Below are 25,166 nucleotides of genomic sequence, written 5' to 3' on the forward strand. Positions count from 1 at the left end.
CCGCTCCCACCCGTCGCCGGACGGCCTTAGGGCGAAGGGCATGCGCGTCCTCGTCATCGATCCCGATCCCGCGCGCGCCGCCCTCGTGGCCGAGGGGCTCGCCGGCGTGCAGCCGCTGGAGGTGCGTCGGGCGGCCGTGTTCGACGAGCGCGAGGCCGCGGCCTTCGCCCCCGACGTGGTGGTGATCGCCGCCGACAGCCCCGACCGCGACACGCTGGAAAGCCTGCGCGAGGCCGGCCAGCACAATCCGCGCCCGGTGGTGATGTTCGTCGACCGCTCCGAACCCGGCCTGGCCGAGCAGGCCGTGCGGGCCGGGGTGGCGGCCTATGTGGTCGACGGCCTGGCCCCGAGCCGGGTGCGCTCGATCCTGGACGTGGCCATGAGCCGCTTCGCCCTGACCCAGCAGTTGCACGGCGACCTGGCCAAGGCCAAGGCCGACCTCGAATCGCGCAAGACCGTCGAACGGGCCAAGGGACTGTTGATGAAGGAGCGGGGTCTGGACGAGGACGGCGCCTATCGGCTGCTGCGAAAGCTGGCCATGGATCGCGGCAAGCCGATCGGCCAGATCGCCGCCGACCTGCTGGCCTTCGCCGGCGTGCTGAAGGGCGACGCCTCGTGAGCGGACTGGCCGACCTGACGCTGGGGTTCATCCCCCTGACCGACTGCGCGCCCCTGGTGGTGGCCAAGGCGCAGGGCTTCTTCGCCGAGGAGGGGCTGGAGGTGGCGCTGAGCCGCGAGGCCTCGTGGGCGACCATCCGCGACAAGGTCGCCGTCGGAGCGCTGGACGGCGCCCACATGCTGGCCCCCACGGCCCTGGCTCCGGCGGGTCTGGAGGGCGGGTCGATGCTGGCGCCCCTGGCCCTGAATCAGAACGGCAGCGCCATCACCGTCTCCATCCAGCTGGCCGCGCTGATGGCCGAGGCCGACCCCGGCGCCCTGGCGGCGCCGCTGGTCACCGCCCACGCCCTGGCGGCGGTGGTCGCGCGCCGGCGGGAGCAGGGCGCCCCGCCACTGACCTTCGCCGTCGTCTTCCCCCATTCGATGCACAACTACTTCCTGCGCTACTGGCTGGCCCAGGCAGGGATCGATCCCGACCGCGACGTGCGCCTGGTGGTCACGCCGCCGCCGCGCATGGTCGAGCACCTGCGCTCGGGCGAGATCGACGGCTTCTGCGTCGGCGCGCCCTGGAACGCCGCCGCCGTCGACGAGGGCCTGGGCGAGTCGCTGATCAAGGCCTCGCAGTTCTGGCCAGGCGGCCCGGACAAGGTGTTCGGCGTCACCGCCGCCTGGGCTGAACGCCATGGCGACGAACTGCGGGCGGCCCTGCGCGCCCTGATCCGCGCCGCGGCCTGGGCCGACGAGCCGGGCAACCATGCCGAGCTGGTGGCCCTGCTGTCGCGTCCCGACCATGTGGGCGTCGAGCCCGAGATCGTGGCCCGGGCCCTGAAGTCCGAGATCGTCTTCCATCGCAACGCCGCCGGCCTGCCGCGCCGCGAGCACGCCCTGTGGTTCCTGTCGCAGATGGTGCGCTGGGGGCAGGTGGAGGCCGACCTCGACCTGGCCGCCGTGGCCGACCGGGTCTACCGCCCGGACCTGTTCCGCGAGGCGGCGTTGTCGCTGGGACCAGTGCTGGAGCCGGCCCAGGTGTTCGCCGACGCCGCGCCGCCGGCCTCGGCCCTGTTCGACGGGGCGCGTTTCGACCCTGCCGACGTCCGGGCCTATGCGGCGTCGTTCGCGGTCGGGCGGGCAGGCTAGGTTCCGCATCGGAGTATCCAGGGCCGTTCACCGCCTACGCCCGTCTTCCTCGGAACAAGTCCGTGGATGACGGGCGGGGGCGAGGGCTGCGCCACGGCGGCGAGTCTTTGATCCCGACGCATTGAGCTTGTTCGTTTTGCTCATGTTTCAAGCAGCGCCGCCGCCTATTTGCTGAGCAACTGGACGATGCGGTTCGGATCGCGCCGCAACGCAGCATGGCGCGTGACTCCGTCCGCCTTCCGCGCCTTCACTTGCATCAAGCCTTCGGACAACGGCGTCCGTGGCTGCCAGAGACGACCGCTCGGATGCGGTCACCCACCTGAGGCGCCCGCGCCTCGCTCTCGCAGACACGCACATCCGAGGCATACCATGCTCTCTCGTGATTTCCTGAAGGCCGGCCACGCCCCGACCCTGTTCGCCGCGTTCCTGTATTTTGACCTGAGCTTCATGGTCTGGGTGATCCTGGGCCCGCTGGGCGTGGCCATCGCCAAGGACTTCCACCTCGATCCCGCGCAGAAGGGCCTGATGGTGGCCATTCCCGTCCTGGCCGGCGCGGTGCTGCGCCTGGTCAACGGGGTGCTGGTCGACCGCATCGGCCCCAAGAAGACCGGGATGATGGGTCAGCTGATCGTACTGGCCGGCCTGGTCCTGGCCTGGTTTCTGGGCATCCACAACTATCACCAGGTGCTGGCCCTGGGCCTGGTTCTGGGCGTGGCCGGCGCCTCGTTCGCCGTCGCCCTGCCGCTGGCCTCGCGCTGGTATCCGCAGGAGCACCAGGGCCTGGCCCTGGGCATCGCCGGCGCCGGAAATTCGGGCACCGCCCTGGCCGCCCTGTTCGCGCCGATCCTGGCCAAGACCTTCGGCTGGCAGAACGTGATCGGCATGGCGGCCATCCCGCTGGCCGTCGCCTTCGTCATCTACATGCTTCTGGCCAAGGACGCCCCCGAGCAGCCCGCGCCCAAGAAGCTGGCCGAGTACCTGGACGTGCTGAAGGTTCCGGACGCCTGGTGGCTGATGCTGCTGTACGCGGTCACCTTCGGCGGCTTCGTCGGCCTGGCCTCGTCCCTGACCATCTATTTCAACGCCGAATACAGCCTCTCGCCCGTGACCGCCGGCTTCTTCACCGCCGCCTGCGTGTTCGCCGGATCGTTCATCCGCCCGGTCGGCGGGGCCCTGGCCGACCGCTTCGGCGGGGTGCGGACCCTGAGCGTCGTCTTCGCCCTGGCCGCCGCCGGCCTGGCCACGGCCAGCTTCCAGATGCCCTCGGCCTATGTCGCCCTGGCGGTGCTGATGTTCTCGATGCTGGCCCTGGGCGCCGGCAATGGCGCGGTGTTCCAGCTGGCGCCCCAGCGGTTCCGCAAGGAGATCGGCGTCATGACCGGCCTGATCGGCATGACCGGCGGCGTCGGCGGCTTCTACCTGGCCTCCAGCCTGGGCATGGCCAAGAAGATGACCGGCTCCTACCAGGTCGGCTTCCTCGGCTTCGCGGCCCTGGCGGTGTTCGCCCTGGTGGCCCTGCACAGCCTGAAGGCCCGCTGGCGGGCCGTCTGGCCCACCCTGCACGGCGACTCCGCCGCTCCGATCCGCGTCTGATCCTTTTCCCAGTGAGCAAAACCATGACCAAGGAAAAGCTGGTCGTCATCGGCAACGGCATGGCCGGTTGCCGGGCGGTCGAGGAAGTCCTCAAGCGCGATCCCGACCGCTACGAGATCGCCATCTTCGGGACCGAGCCGCGGGTGAACTACAACCGCATCATGCTGTCGCCGGTGCTGGCGGGGGAAAAGTCCTTCGCCGACATCGTGATCAACGACGAGGCCTGGTACGCCGACAACGGCATCGCCCTGCACGCCGGACGGGCGGTCACGGCGGTCGATCTGGAAGGCCGCAAGGTGGTCGCCGAGGGCGGGCTGGAAGTTCCCTACGACAAGCTGATCCTGGCCACGGGCTCCGACCCGTTCCGCCTGCCGCTGCCGGGCATCGACCTGAAGGGCGTGGTCACCTTCCGCGACCTGGACGACGTCGAGGCCATGGTCGCCGCCTCAGGCAAGCCCGGCGCCAAGGCCGTGGTCATCGGCGGCGGCCTGCTGGGCCTGGAGGCCGCCTACGGCCTGGCCCGCCGCGGCATGTCCGCCACGGTCGTCCACCTGATGGACGTCCTGATGGAGCGGCAGCTGGACGAAAGCGCCGGCTTCCTGCTGCGCGAGGCCCTGCTGGAGCGCGGCGTCGAGACGGTGATGGGCGCTCACTCCGAGGAGATCGTCGGCGAGAACGGCCAGGTGACCGGCCTCAAGCTCAAGGACGGCCGCACCCTGCCGTGCGACCTGCTGGTCATGGCCGTGGGCATCAAGCCCAACGCCGCTCTGGCCCGCGCCGCCGGCTTGGCCGTCAATCGCGGCATAGTGGTCGACGACGCCATGCGCACCTCCGATCCGGCGGTGTTCGCGGTCGGCGAATGCGCCGAACACCGGGGCAATTGCTACGGCCTGGTCGCGCCGATCTGGGAGATGTGCCGCTCGCTGGCCGAGTCGATGACCGACGGGGAGGGGGCCTATGAGGGCTCGGTCCTGTCGACCCGCCTGAAGGTCTCGGGCGTCGACGTGTTCTCGGCCGGCAAGTTCTCGGGCGGCGAAGGCTGCGAGGACATCGTGTTCCGCGACGCCGGCCGCGGCGTCTACAAGCGCGTGGTCATCGAGGATGGCAAGGTGGCCGGGGCGGTGCTGTTCGGCGACGCCGCCGACGGCAACTGGTACTTCGACCTGATGCGGGCCGGGACCACGGTCACCGACATCCGCGAAACCCTGATCTTCGGCCAGGCCATCACGGAAGGGCTGTCCGGCCTGGACCCTAACGCCGCCGTTGCGGCCATGCCCGACACGCAGGAAATCTGCGGCTGCAACGGCGTCTGCAAGGGTTCGATCGTTTCGGCCATCACCACCCAGGGCCTGACGACCCTGGACGACGTGAAGGCGGTCACCAAGGCCTCGGCCTCGTGCGGCTCGTGCACGCCGCTGGTCGAGCAGGTGCTGAAGCTGACCCTGGGCGACGGCTTCAAGGAACAGACCGGCCCCAAGCCGATGTGCAAGTGCACGCACAAGCCGCACTCCGACGTCCGCAAGGCCATCGTCGAGTGGGAGCTGAAGTCCATGCCGGCCGTCATGCAGGCGATGGAATGGACCACGCCCGACGGCTGCTCGTCGTGCCGGCCGGCCCTGAACTACTACCTGCTGTGCGCCTGGCCGTCGGAATACCGCGACGACAAGCAGTCGCGCTTCATCAACGAACGCGTCCACGCCAACATCCAGAAGGATGGCACCTACAGCGTCGTGCCGCGGATGTGGGGCGGGGTGACCACGCCCGACGAACTGCGGGCGATCGCCGACGTCGCCGACAAGTTCGCCATCCCGACGGTCAAGGTCACTGGCGGCCAGCGGATCGACCTGCTGGGCGTCAAGAAGGACGACCTGCCGGCCGTCTGGGCCGACCTCAACGCCGCGGGCATGGTCAGCGGCCACGCCTACGCCAAGGGCCTGCGCACGGTGAAGACCTGCGTCGGCAGCGACTGGTGCCGGTTCGGCACCCAGGATTCCACGGGCCTGGGCGTCCGCCTGGAGAAGTTCCTGTGGGGCTCCTGGGCGCCGGCCAAGGTCAAGCTGGCGGTGTCGGGCTGTCCGCGCAACTGCGCCGAGGCCACCTGCAAGGACTTCGGCGTGGTCTGCGTCGACAGCGGCTACGAGATCCATATCGGCGGCGCCGCCGGTCTGCATATCCAGGGCACCCAGGTGCTGACCCGGGTGGCGACCGAGGACGAAGCTGTCTGGGTGATCGCCGCGGCGATGCAGCTGTACCGCGAGGAAGGCTGGTACCTGGAGCGGGTCTACAAGTGGATGGCGCGCGTGGGCCTGGAGAGCATCCAGGCGCAGGTCACCGATCCCGACCAGCGCAAGGCGCTCTACGACCGGTTCGTCTTCTCGCAGCGCTTCGCCCGCATCGATCCGTGGGCCGAGCGCGTGGCCGGGCGCCACACCGAGGAATTCACCCCCATGAGCCGCCGGATGGAGTTCGTTCCCGCATGAACGCGCATGTGAAGGTCCCCGTCTGGGTCGATGTCGGCGCCGTGACCGACATCCCGCGTCGCGGGGCGCGCCGGGTGCCCAGCCCGCGCGGCGACATCGCTATCTTCCGCACCGGCGACGGCGAGGTGTTCGCCCTGATGGACGCCTGTCCGCACAAGGGCGGTCCGCTCAGCCAGGGCATCGTCCATGGCCGGGCGGTGAGCTGCCCGCTGCATGCCTGGAACATCGACCTGGCCAGCGGCGAGCCGATGGGCGCCGACAAGGGCAAGGGCTGCACGCCCGTGGTGCCGCTGGAGGTGCGCGACGGCCGCCTGCTGCTGAGCCTTGATCTCCATGGCTGACGGTTCGGCCGCCGCGCTCGTCAAGACGACCTGCCCCTATTGCGGGGTGGGCTGCGGCGTGTCGGGCGCGGTCGGCCAGGCGCCGTCCTCGGACGGCCGCGCCTTGTCGGTGGCCGGCGACGCGGCCCACCCCGCCAACCTCGGCCGTCTGTGCTCCAAGGGCACGGCGCTGGGCGCGACGGTGGGGCTGCAGGGCCGGCTGCTGGAGCCGACGGTCAACGGCAAGACCGCTAGCTGGGCCGACGCCACGGCCCTGGTGGCCAAGCGCTTCAGGGACACCATCGCCAGGCACGGTCCCGACAGTGTGGCCTTCTACGTCTCGGGCCAGATCCTGACCGAGGACTATTACGTCGCCAACAAGCTGATGAAGGGCTTCATCGGCTCGGGCAACATCGACACCAACAGCCGCCTGTGCATGGCCTCGGCGGTGGCGGCGCACAAGCAGGCGTTCGGCGCCGACCTGGTGCCCGGCTGCTACGAGGACCTGGACCTGGCCGACCTGGTGGTGTTCAGCGGCCACAACGCCGCCTGGACCCACCCGGTGCTGTTCCGGCGCATGGAAGCCGCCAAGGCGCGCGGCCAGAAGCACGTGGTCATCGACCCGCGCCGCACCGACACCGCCGAGGGCGCCGACCTGCACCTGGCCATCGCGCCACAGAGCGACGTGCGGCTATGGAACGGCCTGCTGGCCCACCTGATCCGCATCGACGCCGTCGACCGCGACTACATCGCCGCCCACGTCGACGGCTTCGACGCGGTCGAGGCGACGCTCGCGGAGCTCGACCAGTCGCCGGCCGCCGTCGCCGCCGACTGCGGTTTAGCGCTCGACGATTTGCTGAGCTTCTACAAGCTGTTCGCGGACAATCCCAAGACAGTCAGCCTGTTCTCGATGGGAGCCAACCAGTCGGCCCAGGGCACCGCCAAGGGCCTGTCGATCCTCAACGTCCACCTGGCGACCGGCCGGATCGGCAAGCCCGGCAGCTGTCCGTTCTCGATCACCGGCCAGCCCAACGCCATGGGCGGGCGCGAGACCGGCGGCATGGCCAACACCCTGGCCGGCCACATGGACTTCGCCCCGGCCGACCGCGACCGCGTGGCCCGCTTCTGGGGCGCGCCCGACACCGCCCGGGCCCCGGGGCTGAAGGCCGTCGACATGTTCGAGGCCATCCACGCCGGCAAGATCAAGGCCGTGTGGGTGATGGCCACCAATCCCGCCGTCAGCCTGCCCGACGCCGGCCGGGTCCGCGAGGCGCTGGACCGCTGTCCGTTCGTGGTGGTGTCCGACTGCGTCGAGACCGACACCACGGCCTTCGCCGACGTCAAGCTGCCGGCCCTGGCTTGGGGCGAGAAGGACGGCACGGTCACCAATTCCGAGCGCCGAATCTCGCGCCAACGGGCGCTGTTCCCCGCGCCGGGCCAGGCCCGCGCCGACTGGCGGATCGTGGCCGACGTCGCCAAGGCCATGGGCTTCGACGGCTTCGGCTGGTCCTCCCAGGCCAGCGTGTTTCGCGAATGGGCCCGCCTGACCGCCTATGAGAATACCGGCGAGGAGACCGGCCGCGTCCTGAACCTGGCGGGGCTTTCGACTTTGACGCCAGAGACTTACGACCAACTCCTGCCGATCCAATGGCCGGTCCGGGCGGATGGCCGGGGGACGCCCCGCCTGTTCACCGACGGCCGCTTCCAAACCCCCGACGGCCGCGCCCGGATGGTCCCCGTCCGGCCCAAGGGTCCCGCGGACGCCATGGACGCGGCCTATCCGCTGTCGCTGAACACCGGCCGCATCCGCGACCAGTGGCACACCATGACCCGCACCGGCCTGGCCCCGGACCTGTGTCGCCACGCCCCCGAGCCGTTCGTCGAGGTCCACCCGGCCGACGCCGAGGCCCTGGGCGTCCAGGACGGCGCCCTGGCCCGAGTGATCACGGTGCGCGGCGAGGCCGTGGCCCTGGCCAAGGTCACCGAGCGCCAGCGGCCGGGCGGCCTGTTCATGCCGATGCACTGGACGGACGCCTTCGCGCCGTCCGGCCGCTCCAATCACCTGATCGCGCCCAACCTCGACCCCACCTCCGGCCAGCCGGAGTTCAAACACACCCCCGCCCGGCTCCGCCCCTATCGCGAGACCTGGAAGGGCTTTTTCCTCACGCGGGACAGCCTCGCCCTTCCGTCGGGTCTGGACCTCGTCTGGCGGCGCATTCCCCAGGACGCCTGCCAGCAACACGAGTTCGCCGGCCGGGGCGACGAAGTCGAGCGCGCCGCCCTGCGCAAGGGGCTCGTCAAGGGTCTCGTCGGCGAACTCGTGACCTATGAGGACGTCGCCACCGGCGCGCGGCGCGACGCCTGGCTACGCGACGGCCGGCTGGTGGCGGTCCTGTACATCACCATCAACGGCCGCCTGCCGCCGCGCGACTGGCTGGCCGAGCTGTTCGCCGAGTCCGAGCTGAGCCAGGACGCCCGCTCGGCCCTGCTGTTCGGCCGTCCGCCCGGCGCGCCGGTCGACAAGGGGCCGCTGGTCTGCGCCTGCCTGAAGGTCGGCGCCAGGGCGGTGCAGGCCGCCATCGTCGCCGGAGCCGCCAGCCCCGACGCGGTCGGCGCCGCCACAGGGGCGGGGACCAACTGCGGGTCCTGCCGTCCCGAGATCGCCCGGATGATCGCCGCGACCGCCGCCGTTCCCGCCAAGGAGCCAGCCCATGTCTGACGCCGCCCAAGTCCTGCTCGTCGGGGCCGGTCCCGGTCCGGTCGACCTGATGACCCTGCGGGCCGTGCGCGCGGTGGAGAGCGCCCAGGCGCTGCTCTACGACGCCCTGATCAGCGACGAGGCCATCGCCCTGGCCCCGGCCGGCTGCGTGCGCATCCAGACCGGCAAGCGGGCCGGCAAGCCCAGCATGCACCAGGACGAGATCAACCGCCTGATGCTGCGCCTGGCGCGCAAGGGCCTGCGCGTCGTGCGGCTGAAGGGCGGCGACCCCTCGGTGTTCGGCCGGGTGGGCGAGGAGTCGGCCTTCCTGCGCGAGCACGGCGTGTCTGTCGAGGTGGTGCCTGGCGTCACCGCCGCCTGCGCCGCCGCCGCCCAGTTCGGCTTTCCCCTGACCCATCGCGGCGAGGCCCGGCGCGTGGTGTTCACCACCGCGCGGCTGGAGGCCGGGACGCTCAGCGGCGACTGGAGCGCGGCCGGCGATCCGCAGGCGACCCTGGCGGTCTATATGGGCGGCGAGGTGGCCCAGGCCCTGTGCGCGCGGATGATCGCCGCCGGCCGCGCGCCCGGCACCCCGGCCGTGGCCATCGAGCAGGCGGGCGGGGCCAACGCCAGGATCTTCCACGGTACGCTGGAGACTCTGCCCGAACGCCTGGACAGCCACGGTGGCCCGGTGGTCATCGTCGTCGGCGAGGTGGCCGCCCAGGCCCAGGCTGTCGATACGGACCAGGACGCGCTGCTGGCGCGGACGGCCTAGCGAGCCGGGGACGCGCCCTTGCGGCGTGTCCCCACCAAGTCCGGCGCTAAATGGGACACGCTGCAAGGGAGCGTCCCCGCCGGGCTTGACGGATCTCCCCTTTCGGCCCGCCCATGGGGCATGGGGAACGCAACACCGAGTCGAAACCCGATCACCCGCGCCCTGGCCACGGCGCCGCCCTGGGCCTTCGCCGTCTACGGCGGGCTGGCGGCCTTCGCGGCCTATTTCTCGATGTTCGCCTATCGCAAGCCGTTCACGGCCGCCCATTACGACCACATGGCCGGCTGGCCGCTCGCCATCGACTTCAAGGTGGCCCTGGTGATCGCCCAGGTCGCCGGCTACGCCGTGTCGAAGATCATCGGCATCAAGGTGATCTCCGAGATGCGGCCCGAGCGGCGCTGGCTGGCCATCCTGGTCCTGATCGGCGGGGCCGAGCTGTCGCTGCTGGGCCTGAGCCTGGGACCGGCGGTCGCCGGTCCGCCGGCCCTGTTCGTCAACGGCCTGTGCCTGGGCATGATCTGGGGGCTGGTGTTCGGCTTCGTCGAGGGGCGGCGGCTGTCGGAGGTGCTGGGGGCCATGCTGTGCGCCAGCTTCATCCTGGCCTCGGGCGTGGTGAAGTCGGTGGGCAAGGGCCTGCTGCTGCAGGGCGTCGACGAGCGCTGGATGCCGGCCCTGACCGGCCTGATGTTCACGCCGCTGCTGCTGCTGGCCGTGGCGGCCCTGACCCAGCTGCCGCCGCCGTCGCCGGCCGACGAGGCCGCCCGGGTACGTCGCGCGCCCATGAACGCCAGGGCCCGCGCCGCCATGTTCGCGGCCCACGCTCCGGCCCTGGTGCTGCTGGTGGGGGTCTATGTCGTCCTGACGGCCCTGCGGGACTTCCGCGACAACTTCGCCGCCGAGATCTGGGCCGAGTTGGGCTTCAAGAATGCCGCGGCGATCTTCTCGCTGTCCGAGATCCCGGTCGCGGCCATCGTCCTGGTCGGGCTGGGCGTGCTGAGCCTGGTGCGCGACAACCGCCGGGCGGTCGGCTTCAACTTCGCCTTCGTGGCCCTGGGCTTCGCCCTGCTGGGCGCCGCCACCCTGGCCCGGCAGGTCGGCCTGCTGGGGCCCGTGGCCTGGATGATCGCCACCGGCGCGGGGATCTACATGGCCTACACCCCGTTCAATGGCATGCTGTTCGACCGGCTGATCGCCGCCACGGGCCAGGTGGGGACGGCGGGGTTCCTGATCTATGTCGCCGATTCCTGCGGCTATGTCGGCAGCGTCTCCCTGCTGCTGGCCCGCTATTTCGCCAAGCTGGAGCTGGCCTGGAGCGGCTTCCTGGCCGGGGCGGCCTATGCGACCTCGGTCATCGGGGTGGCCGGGGTGGGGCTGGCGTGGATGCTGCTCAGATTGCCCAGAACCAGGGCTTAGCCGCCCAGCATCGCCTCCAGCGCCAGGACGGTCGTCCACGGCCGGCCGGTGATCCGCGTTCCCAGGGTCTTCTCGACCAGGCCGTTGGTCAGCTTCGAGCCGCCGATCCCGTTCGGATAGGTCGCGTAGAGCTGGCGGCTTTCGGCCCGCACCTGCTCGCGGCCGCGGATCGCCGTGCGCAAGGCGCCGACGGCCTTCTTGTCCGGGGCGTCCTTCAGGAACAGGGTCATCAGCCAGCCGGGATCCTGGGCGGCGAATTCGGGGAACGGATTGGCGGCGACCAGGGCCCGCCAGGCGTCGGCGGTGCGCACATAGACATCGGTCCGCAGGGCGAACCGCTCCATCAGGGCGGTCTCGATCTGGGTCTGCAGCTCGGCGCCCGTCTGCTCGCCGCTGGCGAACACCAGGTCGCCGACCTTGGGGCCGGCGCGGACGTCGGCATGGCCCAGGTCGGTCAGCAGGGCGATCAGCTCGTCGGCCGTGACCAGGCGGTTTCCAGCGGCGTTGACGCCGCGCAGCAGGGCGATGTGGACGGTCATGGTCGAGGCCTTTCGAACGAGGCGGTTGTCTAGACCTTCGTCCTGACTTCGTCAGGATGGAGGTCTAGGTTTTTGTTTTCGCGCATTTTCTTCACGCGAACCGGAGGCCACTTCGCTTGAAAATGCTCTAGACCTTCGCGACCGCGCCGTCCCGCCTCGATTTAGGCGTTCAGGGCCGCGAAGCCGCGTTCCAGGTCGGCGATCAGGTCGGCCGTGTTCTCCAGGCCCACGTGCAGGCGCAGCAGCGGGCCTTCCAGGTTCACCGGCACGGTGCGGTTTTTCAGCTGCGGGTCGCAATGGATGGCCAGGCTCTCGTAGCCGCCCCAGGAAAAGCCCAGGCCGAACAGGTCCAGGGCGTCGAGGAAGGCGTGGACGGCCTTCTGCGACGCAGGCTTCAGCACCACGCCGAACAGGCCGCAGGCGCCGGTGAAGTCGCGCTTCCACAGGGCATGGCCGGGATCGGTCTCCAGGGCGGGATGCAGCACGCGGGCCACTTCGGGCCGCCGCTGCAGCCAGCGGGCGATCTCCAGCCCCTTGGCCTGGTGGGCCGGCAGGCGGGTGGCCAGGGTGCGCAGGCCGCGCAGCACGGTATAGGCGTCGTCGGGCGACACCGACCAGCCGATGTCCCACATCGCGTCGCCCAGCTGGTTGCCGATCACGTTGTCGGCGGTGGCGGCGCTGCCCATGAATACGTCCGAATGGCCGCCGACATATTTGGTCAGGGCCTGGACGCTGATGGTCACCCCGTGGGCCAGGGGCTTGAAGTAGAAGCCGGCCGCCCAGGTGTTGTCGATCATCGTCAGCACGCCGCGGGCGTTGGCGGCGGCGGCGATGGCCGGGATGTCCTGCATCTCGAAAGTCAGGGAGCCCGGGGCCTCCAGCAGGATCAGTCGGGTGCGCGGGGTGCACAGCGCCATCAGGGCGTCGGGCGACAGGGCCGGATCGTAGTAGGTGGTGGCGACGCCGAACCGGGCCAGCACCCGGTCGCAGAACCGTCGGGTGGGCCGGTAGGCGCTGTCGACGACCAGGATCTCATCGCCGGCCTTCAGCAGGGCCAGCATGACGCCGGTGATCGCCGCCAGGCCCGAGGGGTACAACGTCACGTCCGGCGATCCCTCCAGCTCGGCCAGGGCCAGCTGCAGGTTGGCCGGCGAGGACAGGCCGGTGATGCCGTAGGTCAGCTGGCTGTCGTCATAGAGCGAAGCGGCGTTGGGCATCAGCACCGTCGAGCCGCGCTGGACCGGCGGATTGACCGTGCGGGCCAGCACCGAGCCGCCCTTGGGCGGAGCGCCCTTGCGGACCAGGCGGGTTTCTTCATCCAGGGGCATGGGGGACTCGGGCGACGACGGCGACACCCGGTGGTTTACGGCGCGGGGGCGAGCCGGTTCAAGGCTGGAAATCCTGGCTGAACGGAGAGCGGACCTGACGGGGGGCTCAAGATGCGGTCGGGGGACAAGCGCATGCGCCTGTCCCCGGCTACGCCCCCACGCCCAGCCTGCCCAGCACCCGCGTCGCCTCGGCGATCAGGGCGCGGCGGCGTTCGGTGTCGGCCTGGCGGCCGGCCTCGGCCTCGGCGACGTCGGCCTGGCAGTGCGGGCAGGTCGTCTCGTGCGGCCAGATATAGTGGGCGCAAGCCGCGCAGGGCTTGAGGCTGGGCGGCAGGGCGCCGCCGGCGGCCGAGCGCTCGCGCGGCGCGACGTGCACCGCCGCCGGATCGCGGACGGGCAGGGGCGTCGCCTCCGCGCCGGGGATGGCCTCGGTGATCAGGGCGAATTCGCCCACCGCGAAGCTTTCCGGCGGCGCCTCCTTGATCTTGACCACCCGCTCACGCAGCCCGTGCTTGGCCAGGTCCAGGGCGCGATGGTGGCAGTAGGGGTTGTTGCCGCGCTTGCCCAGCAGCGATTCCGAGGTCCAGGTGCAGCCGGCCCGACAGACATCGGCGTAGTAGCAGGTGCGGCAATAGCCCCACAGTTCCTCGACGTCGCGCAGGCGGCCAAAGCTCATCTTCTCGCTGTGGCGCCAGATGTCGGCCACGGTCATGTCGCGGACATTGCCGGCCGTGTAGAGCGAAGTGGCCAGGGACGGGCAGCCCTTGATCGTGCCGTCGGCCTCGATGCCGATGCCGGTCTGGCCGGCCGAGCAGCCGTTCCAGTGGTCGGTCTCGTCGCCGAACCCGCGCCAGATATGCTCGTAGGGGCCGAAATAGCCGATGTTGTTACCCACCACCATCAGCAGGCCCCGGGCCTGGCCTTCGTCGTACAGCCGGGCCAGTAGCGGCATGACGTCCAGCAACTGGTAGGGCTGCAGCAGCAGTTCCGGGTTGTCGACGGCGTTGCCCATGGCCACCGTCAGCTGGATCTGCCAGTGGGTGGCGCCGGCTTCGATGATCCGGTCCATCAGCTCGGGCAGGTGGGCCGCGGTCTCGGCTCCGATCTGGGTGTTGACCGAGACGGCCAGGCCCCGGGCCTTGGCGCGCCTGAGGGCGTCGATCGCCTGATCGTACGAGCCGGGCACGCCGCGCACCCGGTCGTGCAGGTCGGGCAGGCCGTCGATCGACACGCCCAGGCCCTGCAGCCCCGCCTCGACCGCCTCGTCCAGGCGCTTGTCGGTCAGGTTGCGAGCCCCGGTCTGGACGCCGGTGCGGATGCCGTGCTGGCGGCTGCGGCGGATCAGCTCGATCCAGTCGCGGCGCAGATAGGCCTCGCCGCCGATCAGGGTCAGTTCGCGCGTGCCCAGGGCGGCCAAGTGGTCGATCAGCTCCAGCGCCTCGGCGGTGGTCAGCTCGTCCGATCGCGGCCGGCCGGCTCGCGAGCCGCAGTGCTGGCATTTCAGATTGCAGGCCAGGGTGACTTCCCAGACCACATGGACGGGCACCAGCTCGGTATAGTCGCGCTCCAACCGGTAGCGGACGGGCTTGCCGGCGGGCGTCGTGACCGAGGGCGTCGTAACGGGCGGCGTCGTGACGGGGGGCCGCGCGTCGGCGTCGAGCGAGATCGCGTCCGTCATCGTGTCGATCCTTCAGGGGCGCGGGATGGGAAAAGATCGGGACGCGCCGCGGTCAGGCCGCGCGTCCCGGGGGGGAGGGCGGGGTGGGCCTCAGCGGCCGCGTTCCAGCTTGGCGATCTCCACCTTCAGCAGGGCCAGGAGGGCGGGGATGTCGCCATATTCCCGCAAGTGGGCCTCGGCCTGGTCGTGCAGGCGCTGCAGTTCGGCCAGATCGCCCTTGGCGATGCCGTCGGTGATGGCTTGTCCGTACAGAATGACGATGGCCATGGTCATGACCTCCGATGGGAAAGGGTTGGGGGGACGGCGTCAGCCGCGGCTTTTCTCGAGCTTGGCGATCTCGACCTTCAGCACCGCCAGCAGGGCGGGGATATCGCCGTATTCCTTCAGGTGAGCCTCGGCGGCGGCCTCGGCTTCCTTCAGGCGGGCCAGCTCGCCCGAGGCGATCGCGTCGGTCACGGCCACGCCGTAGGGTTTGATGCTCATGGTGTTTCCTCCGTCGCCCCGGGGCCTGTCCTTGGGCGTGATTCAGGGGGCGTGTTTCAGGTTGGCGCGATCAGCGCTTCAGCTTGGCGATCTCGACCTTGAGCTGGGTCAGCAGGGCGCCGATGTCGCCGTGCTCCTCCACATGAGACTCGGCGAGGGCTTGCAGCTTGCGCAGTTGATCCAGGTCGCCGCCGGCGATGGCGTCGGTGATGGCTTGTCCGTAGAGCGGGATGGGGGTCATGGGAGACTCCGGGGTTGGGCCGGGCCGAGCGCGGGCGCAGGCGTCGCCGGCCCGGCGCTAGGCGTCGAGGCTGCGATCCCGTCTGGAGAGCGTTCGGCGGCGGATTGAGGCGATAAGCGGCACTGTCGATGGCGCGCCACGGCCGATCACGCAGTGGCGGCGGAGAAAGATCGCGATCCTTCCTCCTGTCCGCGAGGTTCGGGGAAACCCGCGGCTTTGTCAACTAAAGGCTGTATGGAGATTTTATGATAGTATAGCGATTATATCCTTCAGCCGATGGAGAGGGGGTCATGGACGCGATCGAGGGCGGATCGGACGTCAATCCGGAGGCCGCGCGGCGGCTGATCCTGGCCCTGGATCGCGACGATGCGCAGATCGTCGACGCCGAGCTCGACGCGGCCCTGGGCCTGCGCATCGCGGCGGTCGAGGCCCGGCTCGACACCCTGCGCCTGCTGGACCGGCACGGCGTGCAGCGCTTCGACCAGGGCGACCTGGCCTATGCGGTGGTGCGGGCCTTCTACCGCGTCCTGAAGCCCGAACTCCGGGCGCGTCCCGGCCTCAGCCTGCTGGACCTGGGCAGCGGCTATGGGCGGTTCGGCCTCTATGGGGGCCTGCGCCATGGCCTGGCCGCCCACGGGCTGGAGCTGGTGCCCGAGCGCGCGGAGGAGGCGGCGCGGGCGGCGCGGGCTCTGGGCCTGGCCCAGGTGAGCTTCGCGGCCGGCGACCTGCTGACGGCGCCGTGGCCCGCCGCTGACGTCTATTGCATGATGAACGCCGTGCTGCCGCGCCTCCTGCCCCCCGTGCTGGCGAGGCTCGAGGCCGAGGCGCGACGGCGGCGGATCGTGGTGGCCTCGGTCTCGACCAGCAACCGGGCCTTCGCCCAGGCGCCCTGGCTGCGCGAACTGCCGGTCGAGGCCGAGGGCGTGGCGGGGCGCGAGCTGCGGCTGTGGGAGTCGGCGTGACGCTACACGTCTCCCGTTGCTCAGCTAGACCGCCGCCCCCGTCGCCACCGGGACGTCCTCGCGGCCGCCCCATTCCGTCCACGAGCCGTCATAGACCGCCGCCCGAGGCTTGCCGAGGCGGGCCAGGGCCAGGGCGACCACGGCGGCGGTGATGCCCGAGCCGCAGGTGGTGGCGATTGGTCGATCGATGTCGACCCCGGCGGCCTCGAACACGGCCGCCAGCCGGTCAGCCGGCAGCAGGGTCCCGTCGGCGGCCAGCAGGGCCGACAGCGGCACGTTGCGCGAACCGGGAATGTGGCCGCCGCGCAGGCCGGCGCGGGGCTCGGGGTCGCGGCCCTCGAAGCGGCCGGCGGCGCGGGCGTCGATAACCTGCTCGCGACCCCGATCTTCAGGCGACTTCTCCAGGTTGCGCTTCATCTGGTCCAGCGAGCGGACGATGTCGGCCTGGTAGCGCGGCGTGAAGTGGCGCTCCTGCGGCGTGACGGCCAGGTCGTCGACAGGGCGGCCCTCAGCGATCCACTTGGGCAGGCCGCCGTCCAACACCACCACGTCCTCGTGGCCCATGGCGCGAAATTCCCACCAGACCCGGGCGGCTGGCAGGATGCCGCTGGTGTCGTAGACCACGATCCTCGAACCGTCGCCCAGGCCCAGCTTCTTGACCCGTGAAGCGAACTTGATCGGCGAGGGCAACATGTGCGGCAGGTCGGAGGTCTCGTCGGCGATGTCGTCGATGTCGAAGAACACCGCCCCGGGGATGTGGGCCCGGTCGTACTCGGCCTTCGGATCGCGCTGGGCGGCCGGCATGTGCCAGGACCCGTCGACCACGCGCACGTCGGGGGCGTCGAGATGCTCGGCCAGCCAGGCGGTCGAGACGAGCGGATCGGCATGGGTCATCGCAGGGCCTTTCGGGGTCTGACTCGCCCCTTCGAGAAGGCGGGCAAGATCACGCGATCGGCCTTGAGGGGCAAGGCGCCGAGCCCGCCTTTCCGCATTCCCCCGATCCGGGGAGAAAACTACGGATGCGCCTCGTGCAGCGAGTGCTCCTTGGTTTCCTGGACCATCTTCTCCTGCACGCGCTGAATGACGTCGAGCTTCTTGACGTTCTTGCCCGGGCAGGCGTGGGTTGTGGCCGGATCCTCGCGGTGCAGCTTCATGGTCGTGGGGTCCAGGCCCAGCACGGCCGAGAGCGTGGACATGGCCGCCACGGCGTTGTCGCGCACCGCCGCGCCACGGCCGCCGTCGAACGGGTCCTTGTCGTAGTCGCCCAGCATCTCCAGGCCCAGGGCGATGCTGTTCCAGCTGGGGGAGTGGACGCCCGACACCGTCAGCGGCGTGAAGACCCAGATCTGCCGGTCATCGACGAACAGGTGCGGCCCCGCGCTCCATTTCTGATTGTCGCGGTAATAGGCCTCGAGGTTGGCGATGTGGGTCTGGGTGAAGCCCTGCGGCCTCTGGGCCAGCGAGGGCACGCCGGTGTTGTGCAGGGCGATGAACTTCGGCCGCCAGGCCGACCAGGTCAAAGCCTCGCAGTAGGTCTCGAACGACTCGGGTGAAAAGCTCTTGCCGACAATACCCTTCCAAGCCATCAGGCCCTCCCGGTGCGACTTGGCGTGATCCTGCACCGGACGGTTGAGTTCTGCAACTTTTTGGTCAGCTCCCGGCGCGGCGCCCTACATCCAAGGCGGCGTCGGCAAGCCCTTCTCGGCCAGGAAGGCGGGGTTGAACAGCTTGCTCTGGTAGCGTGAGCCATGGTCGCAGAGGATGGTCACGATGGTGTGGCCCGGCCCCATCGCCTTGGCCATGCGCACAGCGCCCGCGACGTTGATCCCCGTCGAGCCGCCCAGGCACAGGCCCTCGTGCTGCACCAGGTCGAAGACCTGTTCCAGCATCTCCTCGTCGCTAATCCGGAACGGATGGTCGATCGCCAGGCCTTCCAGGTTGGCGGTGATCCGGCCCTGGCCGATGCCCTCGCTGATCGAGGTCCCTTCCGACTTCAGCTCACCCTCGGCGTACCAGCTGTACAGCGACGCGCCGTGCGGATCGGCCAGGCCGATCTTCACCGATGGCTTGCGGGCCCGCAGGGCGGCGGCGACGCCGGCCAGGGTGCCGCCCGAGCCGATGGCGCAGATGAAGCCGTCCACCCCGCCGTCGGTCTGTTCGAAGATCTCCGGCCCGGTGGTCTCGAAGTGGGCCTGGCGGTTGGCGACATTGTCGAACTGGTTGGCCCAGATCGCCCCATTTGGCTCGGTCTTCGCCAGTTCCTCGGCCAGGCGGCCCGAATAGCGGACGTAGTTGTCGGGATTGGAGTAGGGGACGGCGTCCACCTCGACCAGCTCGGCGCCGAGCAGGCGGATGGCGTCCTTCTTCTCCTGGCTCTGGGTGCGCGGGATGACGATGGTGGTCTTGTAGCCCAGGGCCGAGGCGACCATGGCCAGGCCGATGCCGGTGTTGCCGGCCGTGCCCTCGACGATCCGGCCGCCGGGCCGCAGCAGGCCGCGCGCCTCGGCGTCGCGAATGATCCCCAGGGCGGCGCGGTCCTTGACCGACTGGCCGGGGTTCATGAACTCGGCCTTGCCGAGAATCTCGCAGCCGGTGGCCTGGCTGGCGCGGTTGAGGCGGATCAGCGGCGTATCGCCGATAGCGTCCAGGACGCTGGTCTTTACGGTCATCTCTTCAGTCCGGCCGGTCGGGAGGTGGTAGGGTAGATCGTGACGCGCGGTCCTCAGGCAAGGCCAGATTTCCTGAAGACGCCCCGGACGGTTTCAGCGCAGGTCAATCGAGCCGCTGGGTGATGATCACGTTCAGCAAGGCCAGGGCGCCGTTGACCGACGCAGCCGCGCACCAGGCGCCGTGCAGGCCCTCGACCTCGACCAGGTGGTTCTCGATGGCGTCGACCATGATGCCCTCGGCCACGGGGAACGAGGCGTCGCCCAGCAGCTGCTCGTCCTCCAGCTCCTTGCACCAGGCGGCGACGGCGTCCGTCGCCGTCGCAGCGTCGAACTGGGTGATGTAGGTGCCGCCGTGGAAATCCAGGACCAGGGTATAGAGGTTCATCGCGCCGACCTCGCACGCGCGCTCGCGCTGTTGATACAGATCAGAGGTCGGGATGGACGCCGGCCTTCGCCAGGTCTGGGCCCCTCTTTTAGGCGCGGGAAAGGCCTAGCTGGATCACATTGGTGCGTTCGGTGCGGAACCCGGCCTCGCAATAGCTGAGATAGAACCGCCACAGCCGGCGGAACCGCTCGTCGAACCCTTGGCCCTTGATGTCGTCCCAGGCCGCCTCGAACCGCGTGGCCCATTCGGCCAGGGTGTCGGCGTAGTTCTGGCCGAAGCGGTTGATGTCGGTCCAGGCCAGGCCCGCGGCGGCGGTCTCCTGCTTCAGGCGCGCCTCGCTGGGCAGCATGCCGCCCGGGAAGACGTAGCGCTGGATGAAGTCGGTGTGGCTGCGGTACTTGGCGAACAGCTCGTCGCGGATGGTGATGATCTGCAGGCCGGCCCGGCCGCCGGGCGACAGCACCTCGCGGATCTTGCCGAAATAGGTGGGCCAGTATTCCTCGCCTACCGCCTCGAACATCTCGATCGAGGCGACGCTGTCGAACTGGCCCTGAACGTCGCGATAGTCGATCAGCCGGATCTGGGCCTTCTCGGCCAGGCCCTGGTCGAACAATCGCTTTTTGGCGAAGTCGTGCTGGGCCTGGGAGATGGTCACCCCGGTGACCTTGGCGCCGACTTCCCGGGCCGCGAACTCGGCGAAGCCGCCCCAGCCGCAGCCGATCTCCAGCACGTGCTGGCCGGGCTTGAGGCCGATCGACCGGGCCAGGGCCGCGTACTTGGCGCGCTGGGCCTGGTCCAGCGGCTGGCCGGGCTTTTCGTACAGGGCCGAGGAATAGGTCATGCTGGGGTCAAGCCAGCGGGAATAGAAGGCGTTGCCCAGGTCGTAATGGGCATGGATGTTCTTCCTGGAGCCCACCCGATCGTTGCGATGAAAGAGGTGGTAGAGCTTGTTGACAGCCTGCATCACCGGATTGCCGCGGACGAGGGCCGTCAGCCGGTCGAAGTTCAGCGAGAACGCCTCCAGCACCGCCGACAGGTCGGGCGTGTCCCACTCGCCGGCCATGTAGCCTTCGGCGAAGCCGATGTCCCCGGCCGCCAGGGCCCGGCGGATGAACCGGTAGTCATGGATGCGGATCACCGCGTCCGGGCCCGGCGCCTTGCCGACGATGCGCAGCGGCTTGCCCGAGGGCAGGACGAAGGTCAGGTCGCCGGCCGCCCAGTTCTCCACGGCGACGCGGAGGGCGGTGCGGAAGGCGGCCGGGGCGCGGCGCAACTCGGGGTCGCGGGCCGTGGCCGGCCAGGTCGCAGGCAGGATATCGGTCATCGACGCTCCCATCCCTAACTTGATTGACGAAGTTAAGAACTCTCGGAACCGGTCTGTAAATGGGGAGGACTATCGGCCCTCGCGAGAAATCTGCTCCCTCTTGAGGCCGCGATAGGCCGCGAGCGCGCGTTCGCGCGCCGCCGGATGCCCCACGATCGGTTCGCCGTAGATACGCCTGGCGGCGGGGTCGAGTTGCGCTGAAGCCTTCCAGGGCTCGTGGATCAGGGCGTCGGGCAGGCTCGCCAGTTCCGGAACCCACCGACGGACATAGGCGCCGACGGGGTCGAACTTCTGGCCCTGGGCGATCGGGTTGAAGATCCGAAAATAGGGCGCGGCGTCGGCCCCGCTGCCGGCCACCCACTGCCAGTTGCCGACGTTGTTGGCGAGGTCGGCGTCGACCAGCGCGTCCCAGAACCAGGCCTCGCCGGCCCGCCAGTCGATCAGCAGGTGCTTGACCAGGAACGAGGCCGCGATCATCCGCACCCGGTTGTGCATGAAGCCGGTGGCCCACAGCTCGCGCAGGCCGGCGTCGACGATCGGATAGCCGGTCTCGCCCCGGGTCCAGGCCTCGAACGCGGCGTCGTCGCGCATCCAGGGAAAGCCGTCGAACTCCGGTCGGAAATTGGCCTTCGGCAGGTCCGGGTTGTGAAACAGGATCGAATGGTTGAACTCGCGCCAGCCGATCTCGGACAGGAACGTCTCGACGGGGCCGGCCGGGGCGTCGCCGGCTTCGACCGCGTTGCGGGCCGCGACCCAGACCTGGCGGGGACCGATCTCGCCGAAATGCAGGTGCGGCGACAGGCGCGAGGTCGCCTCGACGCCGGGCAGGTCGCGCTGGCGGTCGTAGTGCTGGACAGGACTGGACAGGAAGTCGTCCAGCCGTTCGGCCGCGCCACCCTCGCCGGGGGTCCACAGGTCGAACCGCGTGGACCAGTCCGGCTTAGTCGGGTGCAGGCGCCAGCTTTCAAGGGCTTCGGTCGGCGGCCAGCGCGCCGGCGCAGGCAGGGCGTTCGGGGCGGGCTCGACCTGGACGTGATGGAGCCGGTCTCGCGCGGCGCGCCAATAGGGGGTGAAGACCTTGTAGGGCTGGCCGGCGCCGTTCTTCACCGTCCACGGCTCGTTCAGCAGGCCGGCGTTGAAGCTCTCACAGGCGATCCCCTCGTCCTTCAGCCAGGCCTTGAGGCCGCCGTCGCGGTCGATCGACGCCGCGTCGTAGAGCCGGTTCCAGACCACGCCCGCTGGCTGGGCGTGGGCGATCAGGTCCTCCAGGACCTCGCGCGTCGGGCCGCGCCGCAGGATCAGCCGCGAGCCGATCGCCTCAAGCGAGGCGGCGAGGGCGGTCAGCGACTTGTCCAGCCACCATAGCGAGGCGGCGCCCATCGGCCGCACGCTTGGGGACTCGTCGAAGATGTAGAGCGGTATCACCAGCCGCCCCGTGGCCGCCGCGGCGGCCAGGGCGGGGTTGTCGGCCAGGCGCAGGTCGTTGCGCAGCCAGACGATGACAGGGCCGTCCCGATCGATCCGCACGTTCGCTCCGTCCTCGCCCCAATGCTTGCCCCCGCCGCCCCCTGTGCCATAACGCCCCTCATGTCCAGACGCGTCATCCTCGTCACCGGCGGCGCCGGCTTCATCGGCTCCAACATCGTGGCCAAGCTGTGCGAGGACGACAGCCTCGACGTGGTGGTGTGCGACTGGCTGGGCGAGGCCGCGCAGAACAAGTGGAAGAACATCGCCAAGGCGGCGATCGCCGACTTCGTGGCCCCCGAGGCCCTGTCCGACTGGCTGGCCCAGCGTGGCGACGAGGTCGAGCTGGTGATCCACATGGGGGCGATCTCCTCGACCACCGAGCCGGACGCCGACCTGATCGTGCAGTCCAACTTCGTGCTGTCGCGCGACCTGTGGCGGTGGTGCGCCCAGCATCAGCGGCGGCTGATCTATGCTTCTTCGGCGGCGACTTACGGCGATGGCCTGCAAGGCTTCGACGGCAAGGATGACCTGGAAAGCCTCAAGGCCCTGCGGCCGATGAACGCCTACGGCTGGTCCAAGGCGCTGTTCGACCTCTACGCCGTCCGCGAGGCCGCCCGCGGCCATGCCCCCACCCAGTGGGTGGGGCTGAAGTTCTTCAACGTCTACGGGCCGAACGAGGACCACAAGGGCGGCATGAAGTCGGTGGTCTGCCAGATCTGGCCCAAGGTGGCGGCGGGCGAGGGGGTGCGATTGTTCAAATCGCACCACCCCGACTACGAGGATGGCGGCCAGCTGCGCGACTTCGTCTATGTGCGCGACGTGGCCGACGTGGTCGCCTGGCTGGCCAAGAGCCCGCACGTCAATGGGATCTACAACCTGGGTTCGGGCAAGGCGCGCTCGTTCAAGGCCCTGGCCGAAGCCACCTTCCGCGCCGTGGGCCGCGAGCCCGACGTCGACTATTTCGACATGCCCGAGGTGCTGCGCGGCAAGTACCAGTACTTCACGCAAGCCGACATGAGCCGCCTGCGCGCCGCCGGCTACAACGCGCCGATGACCTCGCTGGAGGACGGCGTCGAGGACTATGTCTGCGGGTTCCTGAACACGGACGATCCGTACCGCTGAGGCGCGCGGTTGACGGTCAGACCGCCCGCCGCACGTCGGTGACGGCGAAGTCTTCGCCCTTGAACAGCAGCGGCAGGTCGCGCGACTTGGCCAGGGCGTAGCTGAAGCAGTCGCCGTAGTTCAGGCCGTGAGCGCCTTGCCCAAAGGTTCGGTAGGCCGCCTGGGCGACATCGGCCAGGGCCCCGTCGAACGCCACCGTCGTTAGGTTCAGGGCGGCGATCAGGTCCGTCAACTCGGCCGCGCGCACGGCGCCGTGGCGACGGCTGGCGACGATGAAGGCCTCCAGGCGCGTCGGCGCGGCGATCAGCGCGGTTTCCGTCTTGATGATCGCGTCGAGAAGGGCTTCGGCGTCGGGCTCGCCCTGGAAGATCGCGATCAGCGCCGAGGTATCGACGACGATCACTTCGGCAAGCCGTCCCGGTCGTACAGCAGGGTGTCGTCGGAGCCTTCCTGCAGTACGGGCGAGGTCCTGACCCTGGCCTGGATCGCCCGGATCCGCGCCAGCCGCGCGGCCAGGGCTTCCGGCGTCGCTGGCGTGCGGTCGAGTTCGGCGCGCAACGCCCGCGTGACGACGTCGGTCAGGGTCAGTCCCGTCCGCTCCGCCAACTGGCGAGCGAGGCGGTCGGCTTCTTCGCTGCGGATGTACAGGCTCATGGTCCTGTATATACATCCGATCAATACAGCCTCCAAACCAAGCCATGATTGGGAGCGCGGCGTTGGTCAGGGGCGCCACCTTCGACCGCCACGAGACTCCAGGCTGTCTCGCGCGACGCGGCGGGTTCGTGTAACCAGGGCCCATGGCCGACCGGTTCAAGGGTTTCAAGCGCTGGATCTTCGCGGGGGCGGTGCTGTTCCTGGCGCTGGTCGTGTCGGCGGCGTTCTACTGGCGCTACGACATCCTGCGCACCACGCTGGATCCCAAGATCCCGTTCCAGACCTACGACCCGCCGCCGGCGCCCGACTACGCCCGGCCGAACGCCTGGGCCCTGCTGCCTCAGCACGGCGCGGCGAGCCGGGGCGGAGCCGACGTCTTCTTCGTCCATCCCACCAGCTATGACGGCGGCCGGGACTGGAACGCGCCGTTCGACCAGCCCAAGGCGGCGCGCGACCTGGCCCGGGTGAGGCTGCCCAACTACGCCGCCCCGTTCGCGCGGGTCGGCCGGATCTTCGCCCCGCGCTATCGCCAGGCCAGCCTCTACACATTCCTGACCCTGCGCGACGACGCCCGCGACGCCCGGCGCTTCGCCTATGACGACGTCCGCGACGCCTTCCGCCGCTATCTCGAGCACGACAACCACGGGCGGCCGATCGTGCTGGTCGGGGTGGAGCAGGGCGGCATCCTGGCCGAACGGCTGCTGAACGAGGAGATCGCCCCCAACGCCGCGCTGCGAGGCCGGCTGGCCGGAGCCTATCTGATCGAGACCGTCGTCCCGGCCGACGCGTTCGGCCCAGGGGCGGCCGTGCCGGCCTGCGCCAGCCGCGCCCAGGCGGGCTGCGTGGTCGCCTGGGCCTCACTGGTCGACGGCGATTTCCAGCAGGCCCAGGAGCTGACCAATCGCTCGCTGGTCTGGAACGCCGGCGGCGAGCTGGTCACCCTGGACGGCCGCTTGCCGCTCTGCGTCAACCCGCTGCTGGGCGCGCGCAGCGACGTCCGCGCCCCGGCCAGGCTGAACCTCGGCGCGGCCAACGCCACCGGCCTGGAGTGGGGGGCGCGGCCGGCCCTGCTCAAGCGCCAGGTCTGGGCCCAGTGCCAGAACGGCCTGCTGCACACAGGCCGTCCGAAATCGACCTCGCTGCGCGACAGCGGCTCGTGGACCGACCGTCGCAAGGTGGACGGCTTCAACCTGTTCTGGGCCGACATCGAGGCCGACGCCCTGGCGCGGGTCGCGGCGCTGAAGCGGCAGGGACCTGTTCCGCAGGTTTCCAGCTAAGCC

Annotated in this window: 25 protein-coding genes; 11 read left to right on the forward strand and 14 right to left on the reverse strand. The window is 70.0% G+C overall.

All coding sequences use genetic code 11. The features are described from left to right. The first annotated feature begins 40 nt into the window (after nt 1-40). From G3M57_RS11215 to G3M57_RS11250, 8 genes are all read left to right on the forward strand, one after another. On the forward strand, nt 41-619 hold the full coding sequence (locus G3M57_RS11215; protein WP_028039058.1) for an ANTAR domain-containing response regulator: 579 nt from the start codon (nt 41-43) through the stop codon (nt 617-619). Then, a complete protein-coding gene (locus tag G3M57_RS11220) occupies nt 616-1,755 on the forward strand; it encodes a CmpA/NrtA family ABC transporter substrate-binding protein (RefSeq protein WP_057186095.1) in 1,140 nt (379 codons plus the stop codon). The genes G3M57_RS11215 and G3M57_RS11220 overlap by 4 nt, the downstream gene beginning before the upstream one ends. Nucleotides 1,756-2,124: 369 nt before the next feature. Further along, nucleotides 2,125-3,348, forward strand: coding sequence for a nitrate/nitrite transporter (locus tag G3M57_RS11225; RefSeq protein WP_163230547.1), 1,224 nt, complete (start codon nt 2,125-2,127; stop codon nt 3,346-3,348). Nucleotides 3,349-3,371: 23 nt separating this feature from the next. Beyond that, on the forward strand, nt 3,372-5,828 hold the full coding sequence (nirB, locus tag G3M57_RS11230; protein WP_369800252.1) for a nitrite reductase large subunit NirB: 2,457 nt from the start codon (nt 3,372-3,374) through the stop codon (nt 5,826-5,828). Beyond that, nucleotides 5,825-6,169: a nitrite reductase small subunit NirD gene (gene nirD, locus G3M57_RS11235; protein WP_056752034.1), complete on the forward strand. Its 345-nt coding sequence runs from the start codon at nt 5,825-5,827 to the stop codon at nt 6,167-6,169. Before nirB ends, nirD begins: the two co-directional genes overlap by 4 nt. Then, complete coding sequence (locus tag G3M57_RS11240) at nt 6,162-8,867, forward strand: nitrate reductase (protein ID WP_163230549.1); 2,706 nt, start codon at nt 6,162-6,164, stop codon at nt 8,865-8,867. Before nirD ends, G3M57_RS11240 begins: the two co-directional genes overlap by 8 nt. Next, a complete protein-coding gene (cobA, locus tag G3M57_RS11245; protein WP_056752042.1) occupies nt 8,860-9,621 on the forward strand; it encodes a uroporphyrinogen-III C-methyltransferase in 762 nt (253 codons plus the stop codon). Before G3M57_RS11240 ends, cobA begins: the two co-directional genes overlap by 8 nt. Before the next feature lie 120 nt (nt 9,622-9,741). Next, the gene (locus G3M57_RS11250; protein ID WP_163230551.1) at nt 9,742-11,034 is read left to right on the forward strand and encodes a DUF5690 family protein; all 1,293 of its coding nucleotides are present in this window, start codon (nt 9,742-9,744) and stop codon (nt 11,032-11,034) included. Here the strand turns inward: G3M57_RS11250 and G3M57_RS11255 are convergent. From G3M57_RS11255 to G3M57_RS11280, 6 genes are all read right to left on the reverse strand, one after another. Then, nucleotides 11,031-11,573, reverse strand: coding sequence for a DUF1697 domain-containing protein (locus tag G3M57_RS11255; RefSeq protein WP_163230553.1), 543 nt, complete (start codon nt 11,571-11,573; stop codon nt 11,031-11,033). The genes G3M57_RS11250 and G3M57_RS11255 overlap by 4 nt on opposite strands. 161 nt (nt 11,574-11,734) lie before the next feature. Next, nucleotides 11,735-12,895, reverse strand: a complete 1,161-nt coding sequence (gene metC, locus G3M57_RS11260; RefSeq protein ID WP_163233700.1) for a cystathionine beta-lyase — start codon at nt 12,893-12,895, stop codon at nt 11,735-11,737. Between the two features lie 154 nt (nt 12,896-13,049). Further along, nucleotides 13,050-14,579, reverse strand: coding sequence for a GDL motif peptide-associated radical SAM/SPASM maturase (locus tag G3M57_RS11265; protein WP_163230555.1), 1,530 nt, complete (start codon nt 14,577-14,579; stop codon nt 13,050-13,052). A 90-nt stretch (nt 14,580-14,669) separates the two neighbouring features. Next, on the reverse strand, nt 14,670-14,846 hold the full coding sequence (locus tag G3M57_RS11270; protein ID WP_081942498.1) for a DUF1843 domain-containing protein: 177 nt from the start codon (nt 14,844-14,846) through the stop codon (nt 14,670-14,672). A gap of 39 nt (nt 14,847-14,885) precedes the next feature. Further along, the gene (locus G3M57_RS11275) at nt 14,886-15,062 is read right to left on the reverse strand and encodes a DUF1843 domain-containing protein (RefSeq protein ID WP_081942491.1); all 177 of its coding nucleotides are present in this window, start codon (nt 15,060-15,062) and stop codon (nt 14,886-14,888) included. 70 nt (nt 15,063-15,132) lie between these two features. Beyond that, complete coding sequence (locus G3M57_RS11280) at nt 15,133-15,303, reverse strand: DUF1843 domain-containing protein (protein ID WP_082564450.1); 171 nt, start codon at nt 15,301-15,303, stop codon at nt 15,133-15,135. A 290-nt stretch (nt 15,304-15,593) separates the two neighbouring features. Between G3M57_RS11280 and G3M57_RS11285 the strand changes: the two genes are divergently transcribed. Further along, nucleotides 15,594-16,265, forward strand: a complete 672-nt coding sequence (locus G3M57_RS11285) for a class I SAM-dependent methyltransferase (RefSeq protein WP_163230557.1) — start codon at nt 15,594-15,596, stop codon at nt 16,263-16,265. Between the two features lie 24 nt (nt 16,266-16,289). Here G3M57_RS11285 and sseA read toward each other — a convergent pair whose 3' ends face one another. From sseA to G3M57_RS11315, 6 genes are all read right to left on the reverse strand, one after another. Next, nucleotides 16,290-17,159, reverse strand: coding sequence for a 3-mercaptopyruvate sulfurtransferase (sseA, locus tag G3M57_RS11290; protein WP_056752055.1), 870 nt, complete (start codon nt 17,157-17,159; stop codon nt 16,290-16,292). 119 nt (nt 17,160-17,278) lie between these two features. Then, nucleotides 17,279-17,851, reverse strand: a complete 573-nt coding sequence (locus G3M57_RS11295) for an N-acetylmuramoyl-L-alanine amidase (protein WP_156402102.1) — start codon at nt 17,849-17,851, stop codon at nt 17,279-17,281. An 84-nt stretch (nt 17,852-17,935) separates the two neighbouring features. Further along, a complete protein-coding gene (locus G3M57_RS11300) occupies nt 17,936-18,934 on the reverse strand; it encodes a cysteine synthase A (protein ID WP_056752060.1) in 999 nt (332 codons plus the stop codon). A gap of 103 nt (nt 18,935-19,037) precedes the next feature. After that, nucleotides 19,038-19,319 (reverse strand): hypothetical protein, encoded by a 282-nt coding sequence (locus G3M57_RS11305; RefSeq protein ID WP_056752064.1) that lies wholly within the window; start codon nt 19,317-19,319, stop codon nt 19,038-19,040. A gap of 88 nt (nt 19,320-19,407) precedes the next feature. Continuing rightward, entirely contained in the window at nt 19,408-20,643 is a 1,236-nt protein-coding gene (locus tag G3M57_RS11310; protein ID WP_163230559.1) for an SAM-dependent methyltransferase, read from the reverse strand. Between the two features lie 69 nt (nt 20,644-20,712). Next, complete coding sequence (locus G3M57_RS11315; RefSeq protein ID WP_163230561.1) at nt 20,713-22,170, reverse strand: cryptochrome/photolyase family protein; 1,458 nt, start codon at nt 22,168-22,170, stop codon at nt 20,713-20,715. Nucleotides 22,171-22,230: 60 nt separating this feature from the next. On the opposite strand from G3M57_RS11315, the gene rfaD reads away from it, so the two are divergent. After that, complete coding sequence (gene rfaD / locus G3M57_RS11320; RefSeq protein ID WP_163230563.1) at nt 22,231-23,232, forward strand: ADP-glyceromanno-heptose 6-epimerase; 1,002 nt, start codon at nt 22,231-22,233, stop codon at nt 23,230-23,232. A gap of 16 nt (nt 23,233-23,248) precedes the next feature. Here the strand turns inward: rfaD and G3M57_RS11325 are convergent, their stop codons facing one another. Continuing rightward, nucleotides 23,249-23,635 carry a type II toxin-antitoxin system VapC family toxin gene (locus G3M57_RS11325; protein ID WP_208789670.1) on the reverse strand — a complete coding sequence of 129 codons (387 nt, stop codon included), beginning with the start codon at nt 23,633-23,635 and terminating at the stop codon, nt 23,249-23,251. After that, nucleotides 23,632-23,886 carry a type II toxin-antitoxin system VapB family antitoxin gene (locus tag G3M57_RS11330; RefSeq protein WP_163230564.1) on the reverse strand — a complete coding sequence of 85 codons (255 nt, stop codon included), beginning with the start codon at nt 23,884-23,886 and terminating at the stop codon, nt 23,632-23,634. Before G3M57_RS11330 ends, G3M57_RS11325 begins: the two co-directional genes overlap by 4 nt. A gap of 143 nt (nt 23,887-24,029) precedes the next feature. Here G3M57_RS11330 and G3M57_RS11335 point away from each other — a divergent pair, with 143 nt between their 5' ends. Continuing rightward, nucleotides 24,030-25,163 (forward strand): DUF3089 domain-containing protein, encoded by a 1,134-nt coding sequence (locus G3M57_RS11335; RefSeq protein WP_163230566.1) that lies wholly within the window; start codon nt 24,030-24,032, stop codon nt 25,161-25,163. Nucleotides 25,164-25,166: the final 3 nt, after the last annotated feature.

The organism is Caulobacter rhizosphaerae, from assembly GCF_010977555.1.
GTDB classification, from domain to species: Bacteria; Pseudomonadota; Alphaproteobacteria; order Caulobacterales; family Caulobacteraceae; genus Caulobacter; species Caulobacter rhizosphaerae.